The organism is Candidatus Beckwithbacteria bacterium (assembly GCA_012797845.1).
In the GTDB taxonomy this organism is placed as follows: domain Bacteria; phylum Patescibacteriota; class Microgenomatia; order UBA1400; family UBA1449; genus JAAZOH01.
Genome location: JAAZOH010000033.1, coordinates 1 through 17,872 on the forward strand (window position 1 = coordinate 1; position 17,872 = coordinate 17,872).

Consider the following 17,872-nt stretch of genomic DNA (forward strand, 5'->3'; position numbering starts at 1 on the left):
GCTGCGGGTCAGTGGTATCACCAGCAAAGTAAACTTCCATTGGAGGGTTGTCAGCTTGCAAAGCTTGTTGTAGCATACGGCCACCAAGATCTGAACCACCAATGCCAAGTACTACTAATTGTTTAGCCCAGGCAACCTGTTCGAAAACCTCTTCACACTTTCTGGTAATTGATTCATCTGTGAGAATATTAATAAAACCATAAGCCTTATTATCAAGATTTTTTTGGACTTTTTCAAAGTTTTTGTTCAACTTAATATCGTTTAATGATAGTTTAGTTAATCCATTTTTACCAATATTTTCTTCAAAAAGTAACGATAAATCAAAAGAGATATTCATATGCTTAGAGAAAATTTGTAACTCCTCAATACTACGAATAATTTGCCAAATTTACAAGTAGCTCAACCCATAAGATTTTCGTAGTGGCGGATTTGTTTGGAACGTATTTCAATACAAATCGCGTCAAAACGAAGCAAGCTATCTTCATATTGAGGGTTTTGCTGTAAGAAAAAGTAAGCAGCTTTTTTAAGATGGGAAATTTTAGTTTTACTAATAGCTTCTTCAGGTGAACCAAAAGTATCATCAACTCTAGTTTTAACCTCGACAAAGACCACAGTTTTATCATCTAAAAAAATAAGATCGATTTCACCGAAACGAGTATGAAAATTTTGAACTAAAAAGCAATAGCCTTTATTTTGAAGATGTTTTTTGGCTAGGTTTTCCCCCAGTTTGCCCAGCTGCTTTTTTTGCAGGTTTGGAGATTTTGGCTTTGACATTACCTTCTTTTGTATCACGTCGAACCTTAACTTTCAAAGCTAGACGACCAGTTCGGTTACGTAAATAGTAGAGTTTAGCCCGGCGTACAGTGCCAGTGCCAACCACTTCAATTTTTTCAACAAAAGGAGAATCAACTGGCCAGATTTTTTCAACACCAATACCGCTAGAAATTTTACGAACGGTAAAAGTTTTTTCACCATCATGACCCTTAGTTTTAATGACCAAGCCTTCAAAAATCTGAGTTCTGGTTTTTTCACCTTCAACAATTTTCTGGTGAACTTTTACTGTGTCACCGACTTGGAGTTGGGTATCGTTGTGTTTAAGATATAATGCCATATTTTTTATCTTGATTTACAAAAGAGTATTTTAACACAGAATATTGATTTTAACAGAAGCTATTTAGCTAAAGCTGCTTTAATTAGTCCTATAAACAGTGGATGTGGGGTAAATGGTCTGGAAATCAACTCTGGGTGAAACTGAGTACCAATAAAAAACGGGTGTTGGTTCTGATCAAGCTCAATCGCCTCGACTAGTTTACCATCCGGTGAAGTGCCGACAATATGAAGACCAGCTTTTTCAAATTGCTGCTTATATGTATTGTTGAACTCGTAGCGATGGCGATGGCGCTCCTGTATAATACCGGTCTTTGGTAGGAAATTATATGCTTTGTATAGGGACTCAATTAAAGAACCTGTTTGCAGTTTACAAGGCCAAGCTCCCAGGCGAATCGTCCCGCCAAAGTTTTGTTTTTTAATATGTTTTTTCTGCTCGCTCATCAGATGAACAATAGGATATGGTGTTTTGGGATTAACTTCTTCTGAATTAGCTTTGGCCATACCAAGTACATTTCTGGCAAATTCAATACTGGCCATTTGCATGCCAAAGCAAAGTCCTAAATAGGGAATTTTATGTTCCCTGACAAATTGAATGGCTTGGAGCTTACCTTCAACTCCTCTACTACCCCAGCCTTGAGGAACAATGACTGCATCTTGACTAGCTAAGTCCTTAATATGTTCAGGGTGCTTTTCCAATTTGTCAGAATCAAACCAATTAATTTGGGCATCAACCCCCTGTTGCCAGGCAGCATGCTTAATAGCTTCAATAACAGAAATATATGAATCTTCTAAACTATAGTTGCCACTGGCATAATATTTAGCCACTAGGCCAATATTGAGCTTTTTCTTAGCAGTTTTAATGCTGCCACCTAGTTTTTCCCATTTGGGGATATCACTGCGGCGCATACCCATATCAAATTTATTAAAAATTGGTCTTAAAATATTTTGCTTATGGAGTAGTTCTGGGAGCAGATAGATAGATTTAACATCCGGACAAGAAAAGACTGACTCTTCAGATAAACCAGCTGCTTGAGCAATTTTGGCAATTCGAGGTTTATCGATTGGATTTTCACTCCGGCAAACAATAATATCAGGGAAAATACCCAATTCGTTCAAAGCCCGAATCGACATCTGCATGGGCTTGGATTTAAGTTCGCCCAAAGAATTAGGTTGAATAATGTAGCCGACATGAATAAAACAAACTTTTTCAGGAGCAACTGAAATCATCATGCGGGCAGCTTCAAAAAAAGCTTCGTTTTGATATTCTCCAACTGTGCCACCGTACTCAATAGTAACCACATCAGCATCTTTAGGGTGCCTCTTTATAAATTCAATAATTTCCAAAGGAATATGGGGAAAAGCTTCAACGCAAGCGCCTTCATACTTCAGTTGCCGCTCTTTATTAAGTAATGATTGGTAGACTTGACCAGCAGTAAAATAGTTATTCCGCCCTAAATCCCGATGCAAAAACCGTTCATAGGTACCAATATCTTGATCACACTCCAAGCCATCTTGAGTCACAAAAGTTTCACCATGCTCTAAGGGGTTCATTGTCCCCGCATCTATATTGAGATACATGTCGACTTTGATAGGGAAAACTTTGAGACCAGAACCTTCAAGAAGTGCGCCAAGAGCAGCGGTAGTAGTCCCTTTGCCTAAACCGGACATGACACCGCCGGAAACAAATATATATTTGGTTTTACCTGACATGAGTTTTTTAACTGCGTTTATCATACGAGATTATTACATTTTTTACATTGGCTTGTAAAGACATATCTCTTGATTAACCTATAAAAAACAATATCAGGAATTATAGCATTTTTTATTTGAAATACTAGTCTAATTTTGATTTTACAGGTGACGGCTAATAAGCGGAGCGATGCTGATTATTTCTTGATCAATATTTTTATGTTTATATGGTTTTGGAGGTTCAATAGTATTGGTAATTAAAAGTTGGTCAATCTGGCTATGTTCCAATTTTTCTTCTACCCCTTCAACGTATAGATGATGAGTAATAGCTGCAGTAATAGATTTAGCACCCTTACTTTTTAGATATTCAGCCGTTTGAATTAGGGTTCCGCCAGTAGAGATAAAATCATCCATGATCAGGGCTTTTTTACCGGTAATATCACCATCCACACTGACAATTTGAACCTGCCCAGTGACCAAATCCCGCTTTTTATTTAAAAACACAATTGGGAGGTCTAAAGCTTCGGCTATTAAAGTGGTTTTTTTGAGCGAACCTCGATCAGGAGCCACAATACACTCAATCTGATTATGTTTTTTAAAGATATCAATAAAAACTGGAGTAGCTGACAAATGAACAATAGGAAGGGAGAAAAAACCTTGGATAGTTTCATTGTGGAGATCGACGGTAATGATTTTATCAGGTTTACTGCATTCAATCAGATTGGTAACAACTTTAGCTGAAAGCGGTTCACCCTGGCGAAAGATTTTATCCTGAATACAATACCCCATCCAGGGAATAATGGCGGTAATATGTTTAGCTCCCGAGCGTTTCAGGGCGTCCATAATGAGTAAAAACTCGATAATAGCTTTATTGGGATCTCCGGCAAAGGATTGAACTACCACCACTTTTTTATCAATTTTTTCATCTTTAACCCAAATTCTAGCCTCATGATTGGCAAATTCTGATAATTCAATTTGACCTAAAGTAGCTTTATAAATATTGGCTAAATCACTTGCAAGTTGTTGACTGTTTGATCCGCTGAAAATTTGCATAAGAATAAAATTATTTACTTAATAAGAATTTTTTACCATGACCTACGCTAGTGTTGATAGGTATATTTTTTTTGCACAAAGGACAACTAATTTCTTCATAAGAAGCAACTTCAATATTAGCTAGCGCTTGTAATATAGGAACATCTAAGCTAGAGATAGTAACATTTTTAGAATCACGATTTACCATAGCACTAACTCCAACTACATTTCCTCCTGCCAGCCGAACGCTATCTATCGACCTTTTAACAGAACCGCCAGTAGTCATAATATCCTCAACTAATAAGATTTTTTTATTTTTTATAAAACGATCATATCCGCGGGTAAATATTTGATTATTGTCTGGGGTTTTTTCAGTGTAAATACTGTAAATAGTTTTATGTTTAATTCTTGATAAATGATATGCAGTCCATTGCGATAGAATAATACCACCCAAGGCTGGACCAACTACGCAATCTACTGTTTTATCTTGCCAAAATTTGGCAAACATTTGTCCAATTTCACTCACCTCATTGGTAAAGGGGTAAACCGCGTCTTTATTTATATAAGTATCGGTATGTCTACCAGAATTTAATACTATATGACTATTGGTGATAATAGCTTTTGTTTTTTTTAAAATTGCGAGAATATCAGCCATGTTTACCTCCATTTATTTATCTCATTTTGTAATACTATGGTGGCTTCTCTAGCTTTTTGGGCGAAATCTTTATCGCTACCTGCAAAAATAATACCCCGAGAAGAATTGATAATCATACCTCTACCTTGGCGATCAAGACCGGCTTTGACTGTTTTTTCTACATCTCCACCTTGAGCGCCAATGCCAGGAACAAGAAACGGCATATTTGGAGCTAATGTTCTTATTTGAGCCAGTTCTTTTGGATAAGTAGCACCTACGACTAATAGACAATTATTGTTGGTATTCCAATTTTTAACAACTTGTTCGGCTACTACTTGATAAAGTGGTTTTTTGCCTACCTTCAAATCCTGGAATTCTCCGGCTCCAGGATTTGAAGTCCGACACAAGATAATAAGCCCTTTATCTTTTCTATCCAAGAATGGCTGTAGAGCTTCCCGCCCCAAGTAAGGATGGAGGGTAAGGCTATCAAAACCCATTTCATCAAAAATACTAGTCACATAACCCATATTAGTATTACCAATGTCGGCTCTTTTGGCATCATCAATCGTAGGAATTTCTGGGTAATGACTGTGTAGATAAGCTAAAGTCATTTTAAGTTCTATCAGCCCTTGTCCACCTCTGGCTTCATAAAAAGCTGAATTCATCTTGTAAGCACAAACTAGATCATGAGTAGCCTCAATGATAGCTTTATTAAATTCCAGCTGAGGATAGTTTTGAGATTTTAGAAAATGTGGGAGTTTGGAGAAATCACTATCAAGGCCGACACACACTAAAGAATTATTTTTCTTCTGAATTTCTTCGAGTTTTTTAATAAACATAATTTTATAAAGTATGGTCTTTTATAAACTGTTTGACAAGTAGTGTTGTTTGCTCGCCTATGGTTTTAATAGTTTTATCACTATAAAAAGCAATATGGGGAGTGAGAACTATGTTTTTAAGAGATAAAAGCTGATTCGTTTTATCAAAGTGAGCTTCATTGTCAACAACATCTAAACAAATAGCTTTAAACTTGGTGTGGTATTTCAGCAAAGCTTTGGTATCTATGATTTCTCCTCTAGCGATATTAACCAAGACCGCACCTTCTTTGATTAAAGCTAAAGTTTCCAAATTAAGTAAATGCTGAGTTTCTCCATTTAAACTTGCACAAATAACAATAAAATCAGCTGTTTTTAGAAGCTGTTTAAGTGGCTTATAGCTAAAGCCAAGCTGTTGAGCAATCTTTTGGTCTTGATAAATATCATAGGCCAAAACTTGCATTCCAAATGGTTGTAGTAGTTTAGTTAAAGCCTGACCGATTTTTCCCATGCCAATAACGCCAATGGTTTTTCCAAATAAAGAGCTACCTAAAAAGTTTTGATAGGCAAACTGGCCATTTTGGCAATCTTTATTGGCAAAGACAATATTTCTAGCACCACAAAGTAAAAGCCCCAAAGCATGTTCGGCTACCACCTGACTACCATAATTTGGTAAGGTGGCAATTTTAATATTGCGTTTTTGGCAGAGCTCTTGGTCAACATGATTAGTTCCCACCGTTCTAGTAATAATCATTTTTAGATTTGGTAGGTGATGTAAAACCTCTTCATTAATCTGGCTTTGGCTTTTAATCGAAACTAGTTCAAGACTGGTCGCATTTTCTATTTGAGGAAAATAATTAGGAGATAAAGAAAATGGATAAGTCTGAAACTCTAAATAAGATTTAAGATTTTGATCAACATCAAAATGAGCAATAGCATTTTGCATACCTATTTATTCCAATAAAATTTTACTATCAAAAACTGGTCCTTCCTGACAGGCTAAATGGCCATTGATGGCACATTCGCCGCAAAGCCCTAAACCACCACATTTAAAAAAGGTATCAATCGAAATTTGACAAGGAATTTGTAAGCTATTAGCCATTTCGCCAATTTTGTACATCATAGGTTTGGGACCACAGGTATAGATGCTATCAAATGACTCTTTGGCTAGTAACTCTTGAGCTAGTTGGGTTGTAAAACCTTTAAAACCAGCTGAACCATCATCAGTACAAACTTTAACTTGGCATTGCAGTTTTTTAAACTTGGCTACAAATGGTAGATTAGCTTTGTCGCGGGCCCCAATTATGACCGTGATTTTTTTACGGTTAGGTAAGTTTTGACTTAAAGCTAAAAAATATAAAGGTACTACCCCATAACCACCAGCTACCATCAGAACTTTTTTACCTTGATATTTAAAAGCCGTACCATATGGGCCACGCCAACTAAGCTTGTCTCCGATTTTAAGCTGATGAATTTTCCCAGTAGTTTCACCGACATTAGCAATAGATAAAGTCAAAGGTTTAGCAGCAACCACACCAAAAGGCTTTTCATTAATTCTTGGCAGCCAGACCATAACAAACTGGCCAGGTTTAGCTTTGATTTGAGTATCTAGGATAAAGTTTTTAACTTTGGGAGTTTCTTTTTCGATGTTAACAATACTATTAGTATGGTAAGAATTATCAGTCTTCATGAGCTCTCCCTCTAATTGCTTGCAAATTATTAATGTTATGCTGACCCATCCAGTTCGAAGCTTCTTTACAAATTTTGGCAAAAACCGATTTGCCACGATAATAAATAGCAGTACCAACTCCTACGGCCGTAGCCCCAGCCATCACAGCTTCAATTAAATCTTCTCCAGTAGTAATCCCACCGGTAGCAATAATAGGGATTCTAACGGCTTTGTAAATATCATAAACGCAGCGGATCATCAATGGTTTGACTGCTGGGCCGCTCATCCCACCAACTCTAAAATCTAAAATAGGTTGACCTCTATTAATATCGATTTTCATACCCGGGCCATGGGTGTTACCCATGTTGATAGCATCAGCTCCTTCGGCTTCTGCAGCTTTAGCTGATTGGGCAACGCCTTCTGTTGATGGTGATAATTTTATAATCAAAGGAAATTTGCTAACCTTACGAACAGCTTTGGTAATAGCTGCTGCGGCTTCTGGAGTACCTTGTCCAGCCATCAAACCATAACCAGGAGTGTGAGGACAGGATAAAGCTAGTTCTAAAGCTTTGATTGGTAATTGGTTCATTTTCTCAGCTAATTGTGCAAACTCCTCAGCTGTTGGAGCTACGATACTGCCAATCAAAGGGGTCTTACTTTTCCATTTACTAAACTCTTCCAAACCATGATTAAGGCCTTTGTTGGCATAGCCAACTGCATTTAAAAAACCATGCTCGACTTCCACTAAAATAGGATTGTTGTGGCCTTTACGTGCTTCTTTGGTCAAAGACTTCATGGTGACAGCCCCAGCTCCACCTTTGACAACTGTTTCCATAGTGGCCACATCCAGGCCCAAAATACCTGAAGCTAAAATAGTTGGGTTGTCTAAATTAATACCAATAAGGTCAATAGCTAATTTGGATTTACTTTTTGTCATAGGCTTACTTTAAACTATTATTTTTCCATTTTGTAAAACAGTTTTACCATATAAAACTACTTTCTCAACTTTGCCATAAAGTTGCCAATCTTTATATGGATACCAATTGCATTTGGTTTCAAATGTATCCTGGCCAAATATATATGGTTTTTGAGGATCTAGTTCGATAAAAGTATGAGGTTGATTGGGAATATTAAAAATTTCTTTAGGTTTATCATAAAGCAATCGGATCACATCTTTTTGTTTGAGCTTTTTATTTTTCACTGCTAAAAACAGCAAACCAAGAGCTGCTTCCAAACCAGTGATGCCATGAGCCGGTGGATCAGCCTTTTTCTCTTCAATGGTATGAGGAGCATGATCAGTTTCTACTAGATCAATAGTGCCATTCTGTAGACCTTGCCACAAACTGTCTTGATCTTTTTGAGTGCCTAATTTGGGTTTAACCATAGCAAAACCTTTCATTTTCAAAACATCTTTTTCGGTCATAAAAAGATGGTGTGGTGTCACTCCTGCTGTCACTGCCTGTTTTTTAGCTTTAGCTTTTTTTATAAGCTCTACTTCGGTATCCTGACTCAAATGACAAACATGCAGTTTGCGATTATAAAAATGAGCTAGAGCCAAAGCAGCAGCCAGCTGGACACCTTCAGCATGGACTAAAATCGGCTTTTGGCTTTGCCAGCTTTTAAAAATTTGCTCAAGTTTCCCGATATCTTCAATCAACATTTCGCCAGTTGTATGATTTAAAAATAGTTTTAGTCCAAAAACCTGCTTATTATTCCAGACATGTTTGAATTCAGGTATGTTTTCCCCATTGGTTCCAAAATAAAAACCTATATCACAAATAGCCTTCTTCTTTGACAGTTTAATTTTTTGGGAGAGTCTAGCTTTAGTCAGCGTAAAAAGCGGATTATTGGGCATGTCGATAATAAATGTAAAGCCACCTTTTATAGCTGCTCTTGAACCAGTCGAAAAATCTTCCTTGTGTGTTGCGCCTGGTTCGCGCAAGTGAACATGAATATCAGTAAAGCCTGGAAATTTTTGCAAAGACATAGTTTTATTATGGTAACAAAATTAATTGCAGTAAAGCCATACGCACATACATGCCATTGGGTATCTGATCTTTAATATAGGCTGCTCTGGGATCTAAATCCACATCCATTTCGATTTCCCCAACCCTAGGAAAGGGATGCATAATGATGGCCTGCTTTTTCATCTGATTAGCTATTTTAGTGGTAATAATATAATGATGTTTGAGTTTTTCGTAGCTTGTCAGATCAGTGAAGCGCTCTTTCTGAACCCGTGTCACATATAAAATATCAGTGCTGCCGATCACTTTATCCAGAGTTTCACTTTGGCTCACTTTGACTTTCCGTTTTTCCAGCAAACTAATAAACTCTTTAGGCATTTGCAATAGTTGCGGCGAGACCAAGTTAATCTTCATAGCTGGGTACATGGACAAGAGTTTTGATAAAGAATGGACCGTACGGCCATTCAATAAATCTCCAACCATGGTAACTTCCAGGTTGCCAATATTTTTAAAATGATCAGCAATAGTACATAGATCAAGCAAGGCTTGGGTAGGATGTTCACCAACGCCATCACCGGCGTTAATCACTGGCTTTGGGGAAAAATCAGCGGCAATTTTGGCAGAGCCGACTTCGGGATGACGGATGACAATACAATCACTATAGCTGGCAAAAGTCCGAACCGTATCAGCTAGGTTTTCGCCTTTAGCTACCGATGAGTATGTCATGCCTTGTAGTGGCAAAAAACCTGCGCCTAAACGTTGGGCGGCAGTAATAAAGGAAGCAAAAGTTCGGCTGGAAGGCTCATAAAACAAAGCAGTAACAACTTTACCTTTTAAACTATCACCACTACCTTTGCTTTTGACAAGCTCTCTCATTTGTCTAGCGGTATCTAAAATAAGCTCGGCTTTTTCTTTACTAATTTGATCAACAGATAAAAGACTTTGATTGTATAAAAGGTTTGCGGCCATACTACCTCCTTACATTTTTTTTAATAAAAATCTCGAGACGCAAGCGTCAGAGTATTTGTATTACGCTCTAACCTCGCCTTGCTTGGACTATTTTGATCGCTTCATCCTTCGACGTAAACGTCGGGGTATTCGCTATCTTGTAATAAATTTGTGTAATCTTGCCAAGATTTGATAGCAATATCTTCTGGCTGATACATGGAAATAGCCTCGATAAATAAACGAGCATTTTGAGCATTGGTAAATAGTGGCACTCCTAAATCAATGGCCAAACGGCGCATAGCATAGCCATCTGATTGGCCTTTAAGAACTCTGCTATGTTTGGCTTCCTGAGCGTGTTCGGGAATAACGACCGCGAAATCGATCCGATCTTTTTGTAAAAGGTCAATCACATTAGGATGAGTACCTTCATAAATTTTGCCAACTGTTGTCACTTCCACACCTGATTCGCGCAGGAAAAATGAAGTCCCAGCCGTAGCATAGATCGTAAAACCTTGGTCTTGTAACAGCTTACAGCTATGTAAAAATGCTAGTTTGCCACTAGCCCCTCCTAAAGAAATAAAAACAGCTTTGCGGCTGGGATAACTCATGCCAGTTGAAAGGATAGCGGAAAGATAAGCTTCATAGATATCCTGGCCAAAACCAACTACTTCTCCAGTTGAGTTCATTTCAACTGTAGGGACGGGATCAGTGCCGCGAAGTTTGTTAAACGAAAATTGGGGTACCTTCACAACTTTGTAGGGAAGGGTGTCATAGTGTTTGGGATGAGGTGATTTACCCAAATAGCTATCGATCATTGTTTCTATAAAATTAGCATTGCTGGCTTTACTAACATAGGGAAAACTGCGGGAAGAGCGGGCATTACATTCAATGACATAGGCAATGTCGTCTTTGACTAAAAATTGGATATTAAATGGTCCATTTAGTTTCAGAGCTTTAATAATCTGCCCTGCTGAGCCTGTGATTTTTTGAGTAATATCTGGTGAAATGCCAGAAGCTGGCAAAACCAAAGAAGCATCGCCAGAATGCACTCCACCATATTCAACATGCTCAGATAAAGCGTATTCAATAATCTGGCCATTTTGGGCTATACCATCAAAATCACATTCTTTAGCGCCAAGCAAAAATTGGCTAACGACAAGTGGATACTCTTTAATATCAATAGTAAGATTATCTATATAAGTTTGCGTAACTTCATCAGACTCAAGCACGCTCATGGCTTTGCCGGACAAGACAAAAGAAGGCCGAACCAAAACCGGATAGCCATACATAGCCACAAAATCCTGAAGTTCCTGTTTGCTTGCCACCCGGTTCCAGGCTGGCTGGGCAATCCCTAAGCTGTCAAGTAAATTACTGAATTCATCTCGGGATTCGGCTTTTACAATAGTTTCAGCTTTGGTTCCTAAAATAGGAATGTTGGCCTTCTCAAGTTTGGGGGCTAAGTTATTAGCAATTTGGCCACCAACTGAAACGATAACCGGACTTTGTTCTAGATCGCAAATGTCACAAACCCGCTCTAAACTTAGCTCTTCAAAATAAAGGAAATCAGACATATCGTAATCCGTGGAAACTGTTTCCGGATTACAGTTGATAATAATGGCCTGCTGGCCATGTCGTCTAATCCCATTGACAGCTTCAACGCCACACCAGTCAAATTCTACCGAAGTGCCGATAGCATATGGCCCACAGCCTAAAACAATCACCTTTTTTTGTTTGTGATTTGGTTTACGGTCTGAAATTTCGCCATGGTACGTCAAGTATAAATAGTTGGTTTGGGAGGGAAACTCTCCTGCCATAGTATCAATTTGTTTAACCATAGGAGCAATACCCACTGCCAGCCTTTTCTGACGGATTTTTTGAGATGAAGTTTGACAGAGCTTAGCTATATCTATGTCTGAAAAACCTGCCTGTTTAGCGCGTTTTAGTAGATCTTTGGTCAAAGCTTTAGCTGATTCCAGCTCGTGATAGATGCCAGCTATTGCTTGCAATTTTTCTAAAAACCATAGATCGATACCAGTTTTTTGGCTCAGTTTAGTGACTGATTCTCCGGTTATTAGAGCAGCTATCAGTTTAAAAATCCGGCTAGGGTCAGGCTGATCAATACCATTTAGTTTTTTAGCTTTATAAAGCTCAACTAACTGATGATCAATGACCCCATCAAAACCGATATTGAGCATACGCACGGCTTTTTGGATAGCTTCTTCAAAGCTCCGGCCAATAGCCATGACCTCTCCCACACTCTTCATTTCGCTGCCAATGCTTTGTTGGCTCTTACTAAATTTATCCAAATCCCAACGGGGCATTTTGACCGTGATGTAATCCAAGGCTGGTTCAAAAAAGGCTGTGGTAGTTTTGGTGACCGAATTAGGAATCTCGGCTAAACTTTTACCAAGAGCTAATTTGGCTGAAACATAGGCTAAAGGGTAACCAGTAGCTTTAGAAGCTAAAGCACTTGATCTGGACAAACGGGCATTAACTTCAATGACTCTTAGCTCATCTGACTTAGGATCTAAAGCAAATTGAATATTGCATTCACCCACAATCTTTAAGCTCCTAATGGTATCAATAGCCGCCTGACGTAAAGCAAAATACTGCCTGTCATTCAGGGTTTGGGACGGAGCCACCACAATTGATTCACCAGTATGGATCCCAACCGGATCAAAGTTCTCCATATTACAAACCGTGATGCAATTGTCAAAGCCGTCCCGAACAACTTCGTACTCCACTTCTTTCCAGCCCCACAAACTTTCTTCTACAATTACTTGCGAGGTGGTAGCTAAAGCATTAGTTAATAGTGTTTCCAACTCTTTTTTAGAATTAGCAATACCTGAACCGGTGCCTCCTAAGGCAAAACCGGCTCGCAGCATGAGTGGATAGCCAATTTTTTGGGCAAAATCTAACCCCTCTTTAAGACTTTTGACTATTTTACCTTGAGCGGTTTTGAGATTAATTGCAGCCAAATGTTTGGTAAAAAGTTGCCGGTCTTCAGTAGTATCTATAGCTGAAATGGGAGTGCCTAAAACTTTGACCTGGTATTTTTCTAAAATATTTTGCTTAGCTAATTCTAAACCGCAGTTCAGAGCCGTTTGGCCACCAAAAGATAAGAAAATCCCATCTGGTTTTTCCTTGGCTATAATTTTTTCGACAAAGTAAGAAGTGACAGGTAAAAAGTAAACTTGGTCGGCAAAACCAGCTGAAGTTTGGACAGTAGCCACATTAGGATTGACCAAAATGACCTTAATCCCCTCTTCTTTCATGGCTTTAATAGCCTGAGAACCTGAATAATCAAACTCCCCTGCTTCCCCGATTTTTAGGGCGCCGGAACCAAGTAATAAAATTGACCTTATTTTTTTCATACAAATTTAAAAATATGTTTAGTATCAAAGGGTCCAGGACAGCCTTCCGGATGAAACTGGACACTACGGATGTTTAACTTCTTATGAAAAATACCTTCATTGGTTTGATCATTAAGATTGATAAACCACTCACCATATGCAGCTGGGATGGTTTTGCGGTCTACGGCATAGCCATGATTTTGACTGGTGACATAAGCCTTCTTAGTTGTAAGATCCATGCAAGGCTGGTTTAAGCCGCGATGGCCATATGGCAATTTATAGGTATCAGCACCAATGGCTAAACTCAAAAGCTGATGACCTAGACAAATGCCTAAAAAGGGAATTTGAGCTTTTAAAACTTTTTGAATATTAGCAACTGTTTGTGGACAGTCTTTGGGGTCGCCTGGGCCGTTGCCGCAAATTACCCCATCAATCTTGCCAAGAGCTAAAGGGTCGGCATCCCAAGGAATTCTGATCAGATGATAACCCAAACTTAAAAGCTCGCGGACAATACCGTGTTTAACGCCACAATCAATCAAGACAATTTTCTTAGCACTTTTATTTTTAGCTGGATAGATAATTGACTGTCTGCAACTGACTTGGGAAACGGCATGCATACTTGGAAATTTTTTAAAACGATACTGTTTTTGAGGAGAAATAGCGCCTCGCAATACTCCACCCTCTCTAATTTTTTGAGTTAAAGACCGTGTGTCAATGCCGCTTATGCCAGGAATTTTTTCTTTTTTTAGCCATGTATCGAGCGTTAAACTAGCTTGGTAGTGAGATGGAACATGACAAAGTTCACTTACCACCAAACCTCGAACTTGCACTTTTTCAGATTCAAAATTTTGAACAAGATGTTTAGCAACCATTTGTTTTTTAGCAATGCCATAGTTACCAATTAAAGGATACGTAAAAATCAGAATTTGGTCGGCAAACGAAGGATCAGTCAAACTTTGCTCGTACCCGGTCATGCCGGTGGAAAAAACCACTTCACCAGCTGTTTCACTGCTCAAACCAAAAGATTGACCTTGGTAGCTTGAGCCGTCTTCTAAATGTAGGTAGGTTTTCATAATTTTGGTCGCAAAAAAAGACCGACGATATGTCGGTCTTTCTATTTGTTTAGCTTACTTGATGCCAGTATGAGTATTTCTTGCACACTGGAATTAGAGTCTAGCAGGTTTGTTTGTAATTTGTCAACAAGAATGAGGTATCTTTTAAAATATCAAAATAGAATATTGTTTAAAATTTTTTTGGATACTATAATTCACAATGTTTATTACAAATTTATTTTAAGATTATGTCTCCAGAAATGAAAAATCGAGAAGAAACATTGTCCATAGAAGAAAGAATTGAACAGATTATTGAAAGTAATGATACTATGGCTGAAATTTTAGCCGGAGATCCTTTTCAAAAATTACTTCAAAGAGAAAAAGAATTAGCTGGATCAGATGAAGTCCAAATTGGCGGTATTTTTTGTGTTGATGGTAGGTTGCCATCACTTTTTAGTAGACTTCTTAATACTTGGAGATCAGCAGGCTCATATGTTCCTAAGGTTGGGGCTTTGCTCGGAACTGCTTTAGAACATGCAGCTAAAGAAAAAGATAGATTTTTACTTGAATTAGTAACTAGTCATTATAGTGGTAAAACGGGTCATGGTTGTGGGTGGGCTAAGGCCACTTTACAGCAGTATTTTGACCCCAATCCTGAGGAAGTAAGGGATTTTGCAAGAAAAGTTGCAGGAGGCACCTTAAACGTTATAACTCAGAAATTTAATGAATTTTGTAAAGCAGATGGCGTAACTCCCCAAGAAAGAGTTGGAGTACAGATAGAAATTGATACGGATGATTTTGGATTAACATTAGTTGCTCCAGAAAATCGTGGAGTTGAAATGCAAGTGGAATCATTGAATATGGCCAGACTAGCAATACATCATAAATCTGAGATTTTAGCATTAGACAAAAGCAGGTTTAAAGATAAAGCTGGTATTTATTTAGAAAAATTTGATAAAACAGAGAGTTTTCTTGAATTTTATGGTGATATTGTTGATCTCACCGATTGCCTGCTAAATACCAAAAATTCTTTAGTAAAAGAAGTAGATGCTTTTATAAGAGAGTACTTTTCAGACTTAGTTCCAGCGCAAATAAAGGGTCTCAAATTTATGCTAGTTCGAAATATAGCTTTTGAATTTTTAACTGGATTAAATGAAGTCGAAGGCGAACCAACACATTCTTTTGTAGAACATGACGAAAGAGCGATGGTATTTTCTCCTAGAGGGAAAAGATTTGGTAGGTTTTTAACTAATCTTCAGTTATTTGGAACAACCCCATCTAATACAGAAGAAGCAATATCAGCAATATTAATGGAAATTGGCCTGTTAGAAGCACATGAAGGACAGAAACCTCATATATTATTTCTCTCAGAACCAGTTGATGAAAAAGTTTGGATTGAGCTTGGTGAGAAAAATGAGCTTCGTGATTTGGTCATAAGCAAACAAGCACAGTTGTTTATAGATTTACATCAAAATATTGAAATTAAGAGATTGGTAAAAGAAGGCAAAATAGTTATTGTGCCATTAATTGTTGATGCTGATACAGCTAAAGTTTTAGAAAGACCAGACTATACTGCTTATCTATAGCTCTTTAGGATATTATCAATCAAAGTTTAAAGCTCTTTGATGTACTGTAAATATTTTCTTGAACTCTTCCCATTAATCTATAAAAATATTTAATTACTGAATCATTCTCAAAATTTTTTTCAACCTAAAAAACATATTTCTTCTTAATTTGGTTATGTAATTTGGAAGTTCTCCATCTTTATTAATAATTTCTACCAAATAGTATCCATCTGTTCCCCATACAATATCGTAAGCCGAAACATAATCATCTCCAGGTTTTCTACGAACATATTCACTTTTTTGAATAAAAGGTTTGCCAAAGCTTTTAAATTTTTGAAAAACTTCATAATTTTCAGTTGCAACTAAAAATACACCATTAGGCTTTAAGGCTCTGGCTGCTAATTCTAAGGCCCAAAATCTTGGATCAAATCCTGGCGAAGGATAATAATAGGTAATTCTATCTGCAACAGGGGAAGAGAAACCATCTAATTGAGCACTTGCTTGCTTTATAGTTATTGGTAAAAAATACAACAAATCTAATCTATCTCTAGCTTTGTCCCAAAGATTTCGATATATGTTTTGAATTTGTTTATTTTTGTCGGGATCTTTTAAGCTTGTCCAAATAGAATAATAAGCATCTCTTTGTTCTCTCTTGGCATTATTTAAAAAACCAAAAACATCTTGACCACCTTCTAATTCTTCTAAGATATGTGTGGCTACATCTATTGCTGGGTCAATAATTATAGTAGGATGACCTTCGCAAACAGATCTAAGTGAAGCTAGAAGCGTGGCATCGCCTATATTGATTACAAATGGTTTTTCCTCCACTAATTCAGGGTTTCTTAAAAAAGAGGAACCATTTTCTATGGTTCTAAACATAATTTAAATATTTTTGGATATTGTATCAGGAATAATCTCAACTTAACACTTTATCAATCAAAACTTGAAGTTCTTTGGTGTAACGAATTTTATACGGCAAGACAATTCGTTTAGGAATTTCTCCTCCATTAGGAAGTAGTAGAATTACCGTGTCGGCACCTTTGTGATTTTTCAAAAGTTCAGAAAGTCGCATCAAAGCTTCTTTACCAGTACCTCTAGGAACCGTAATTTCCACCTCGCTTTTTTCCTGCATAAAATTGACATCTTTTTCATTGACTTCCAAAATCTTGTCAGCTACCAAAGATAAGGCATCTTCACGAAAATCTAGCCGGCCCTCACAAAGCAAAACCCGGTCTTCACCAAGTAAGTTTTTACACTCGGAATACGTCTTAGGGAAAATCACCATATCGACTGAGCCGGTTTCATCTTCTAAAGTGGCAAAAGCCATTTCAGCGGCATTTTTCTTGGTTATAACTCTTCTGATTGAAGTCAAAGCCCCGCCTAAAACCAAATTTTGACCAACGTGTAAATCGGGGTCCAACTCATTGAGTCGGTATGAGACAATACTATCAATTAAGCCCAGCTGTTTACTTATCGGGTTTTCAGTTAGGTAAAAGCCTAAAAGCTGTTTTTCAAAAGTTAGTAGTTCTTTTTTATCTAACTCATCTACAGTTGGTAGATCATCTTTGGCATCAGCTTTTTTAGCTTCTTCATCAGCGTCAAAAAAGGAAATTTGGCCGCTGGCTTTTTGGGCTGCTACTGAAGCAGCTTTTTTACGAATATCATCATAACCAGCCAATAAAGCTGAACGTTTGCCAAATTGGTCAAAAGCTCCAACCTGAATCAAACTTTCAATCACTTTTTTATTAACTTTCTGATTGTCAACTTTAGTGAAAAAATCAGTCAGGCTATCAAAACCTTTTTTGCTTCGAGCAGCGATAATGCTTTCAATAGCGGCTTCTCCTACATTTTTAATAGCTGATAAACCAAAACGGATAGCTTGTTTATTAAGCGAATGATCAAAAGGTTCAATGGAAAAGTTGACCTGTGACTCATTAATATCTGGTGGCAAAATCACAATATTCATCCGCTTACATTCCTCAACAGCCACGGCAATTTTATCCTTATTTTGTGACTCAGCGGTCAAAACCGCAGTCATAAA

General features: G+C 37.6%; 17 protein-coding genes. 1 reads left to right on the forward strand and 16 read right to left on the reverse strand.

Annotated features, from left to right (window positions below; all coding sequences use genetic code 11):
• The 14 genes from GYA49_04155 to carA form a co-directional block, all read right to left on the reverse strand.
• On the reverse strand, nucleotides 1–337 hold a 337-nt coding region (locus tag GYA49_04155; GenBank protein ID NMC36212.1), incomplete at its 3' end, for a hypothetical protein.
• 62 nt (nucleotides 338–399) lie between these two features.
• A complete protein-coding gene (locus GYA49_04160; GenBank protein ID NMC36213.1) occupies nucleotides 400–774 on the reverse strand; it encodes a YraN family protein in 375 nt (124 codons plus the stop codon).
• Nucleotides 689–1,111, reverse strand: coding sequence for a 50S ribosomal protein L19 (gene rplS / locus GYA49_04165; GenBank protein ID NMC36214.1), 423 nt, complete (start codon nucleotides 1,109–1,111; stop codon nucleotides 689–691). Before rplS ends, GYA49_04160 begins: the two co-directional genes overlap by 86 nt.
• A 59-nt stretch (nucleotides 1,112–1,170) precedes the next feature.
• Nucleotides 1,171–2,844, reverse strand: a complete 1,674-nt coding sequence (locus tag GYA49_04170; protein ID NMC36215.1) for a CTP synthase — start codon at nucleotides 2,842–2,844, stop codon at nucleotides 1,171–1,173.
• Between the two features lie 117 nt (nucleotides 2,845–2,961).
• On the reverse strand, nucleotides 2,962–3,852 hold the full coding sequence (locus tag GYA49_04175) for a ribose-phosphate pyrophosphokinase (GenBank protein ID NMC36216.1): 891 nt from the start codon (nucleotides 3,850–3,852) through the stop codon (nucleotides 2,962–2,964).
• Between the two features lie 10 nt (nucleotides 3,853–3,862).
• The gene (locus tag GYA49_04180; GenBank protein NMC36217.1) at nucleotides 3,863–4,486 is read right to left on the reverse strand and encodes a phosphoribosyltransferase; all 624 of its coding nucleotides are present in this window, start codon (nucleotides 4,484–4,486) and stop codon (nucleotides 3,863–3,865) included.
• A 2-nt stretch (nucleotides 4,487–4,488) separates the two neighbouring features.
• On the reverse strand, nucleotides 4,489–5,307 hold the full coding sequence (gene pyrF / locus GYA49_04185) for an orotidine-5'-phosphate decarboxylase (protein ID NMC36218.1): 819 nt from the start codon (nucleotides 5,305–5,307) through the stop codon (nucleotides 4,489–4,491).
• 1 nt (nucleotide 5,308) lies between these two features.
• Complete coding sequence (locus GYA49_04190) at nucleotides 5,309–6,226, reverse strand: hypothetical protein (GenBank protein ID NMC36219.1); 918 nt, start codon at nucleotides 6,224–6,226, stop codon at nucleotides 5,309–5,311.
• Nucleotides 6,227–6,232: 6 nt separating this feature from the next.
• Entirely contained in the window at nucleotides 6,233–6,970 is a 738-nt protein-coding gene (locus tag GYA49_04195) for a dihydroorotate dehydrogenase electron transfer subunit (protein ID NMC36220.1), read from the reverse strand.
• Entirely contained in the window at nucleotides 6,960–7,886 is a 927-nt protein-coding gene (locus tag GYA49_04200) for a dihydroorotate dehydrogenase (GenBank protein NMC36221.1), read from the reverse strand. Before GYA49_04200 ends, GYA49_04195 begins: the two co-directional genes overlap by 11 nt.
• 9 nt (nucleotides 7,887–7,895) lie before the next feature.
• Nucleotides 7,896–8,936, reverse strand: coding sequence for an amidohydrolase family protein (locus GYA49_04205; GenBank protein ID NMC36222.1), 1,041 nt, complete (start codon nucleotides 8,934–8,936; stop codon nucleotides 7,896–7,898).
• A 7-nt stretch (nucleotides 8,937–8,943) separates the two neighbouring features.
• Nucleotides 8,944–9,882 (reverse strand): aspartate carbamoyltransferase, encoded by a 939-nt coding sequence (pyrB, locus tag GYA49_04210; protein ID NMC36223.1) that lies wholly within the window; start codon nucleotides 9,880–9,882, stop codon nucleotides 8,944–8,946.
• A gap of 101 nt (nucleotides 9,883–9,983) precedes the next feature.
• The gene (carB, locus tag GYA49_04215) at nucleotides 9,984–13,235 is read right to left on the reverse strand and encodes a carbamoyl-phosphate synthase (glutamine-hydrolyzing) large subunit (GenBank protein NMC36224.1); all 3,252 of its coding nucleotides are present in this window, start codon (nucleotides 13,233–13,235) and stop codon (nucleotides 9,984–9,986) included.
• On the reverse strand, nucleotides 13,232–14,287 hold the full coding sequence (gene carA / locus GYA49_04220) for a glutamine-hydrolyzing carbamoyl-phosphate synthase small subunit (protein NMC36225.1): 1,056 nt from the start codon (nucleotides 14,285–14,287) through the stop codon (nucleotides 13,232–13,234). The genes carB and carA overlap by 4 nt, the downstream gene beginning before the upstream one ends.
• Nucleotides 14,288–14,514: 227 nt before the next feature.
• On the opposite strand from carA, the gene GYA49_04225 reads away from it, so the two are divergent.
• Entirely contained in the window at nucleotides 14,515–15,852 is a 1,338-nt protein-coding gene (locus tag GYA49_04225; GenBank protein NMC36226.1) for a hypothetical protein, read from the forward strand.
• Nucleotides 15,853–15,945: 93 nt separating this feature from the next.
• Here GYA49_04225 and GYA49_04230 read toward each other — a convergent pair whose 3' ends face one another.
• Both GYA49_04230 and GYA49_04235 read right to left on the reverse strand, forming a co-directional pair.
• Nucleotides 15,946–16,710, reverse strand: a complete 765-nt coding sequence (locus GYA49_04230) for a hypothetical protein (GenBank protein NMC36227.1) — start codon at nucleotides 16,708–16,710, stop codon at nucleotides 15,946–15,948.
• 37 nt (nucleotides 16,711–16,747) lie between these two features.
• The coding region (locus GYA49_04235; protein ID NMC36228.1) for a hypothetical protein at nucleotides 16,748–17,872 on the reverse strand (1,125 nt) is incomplete at its 5' end.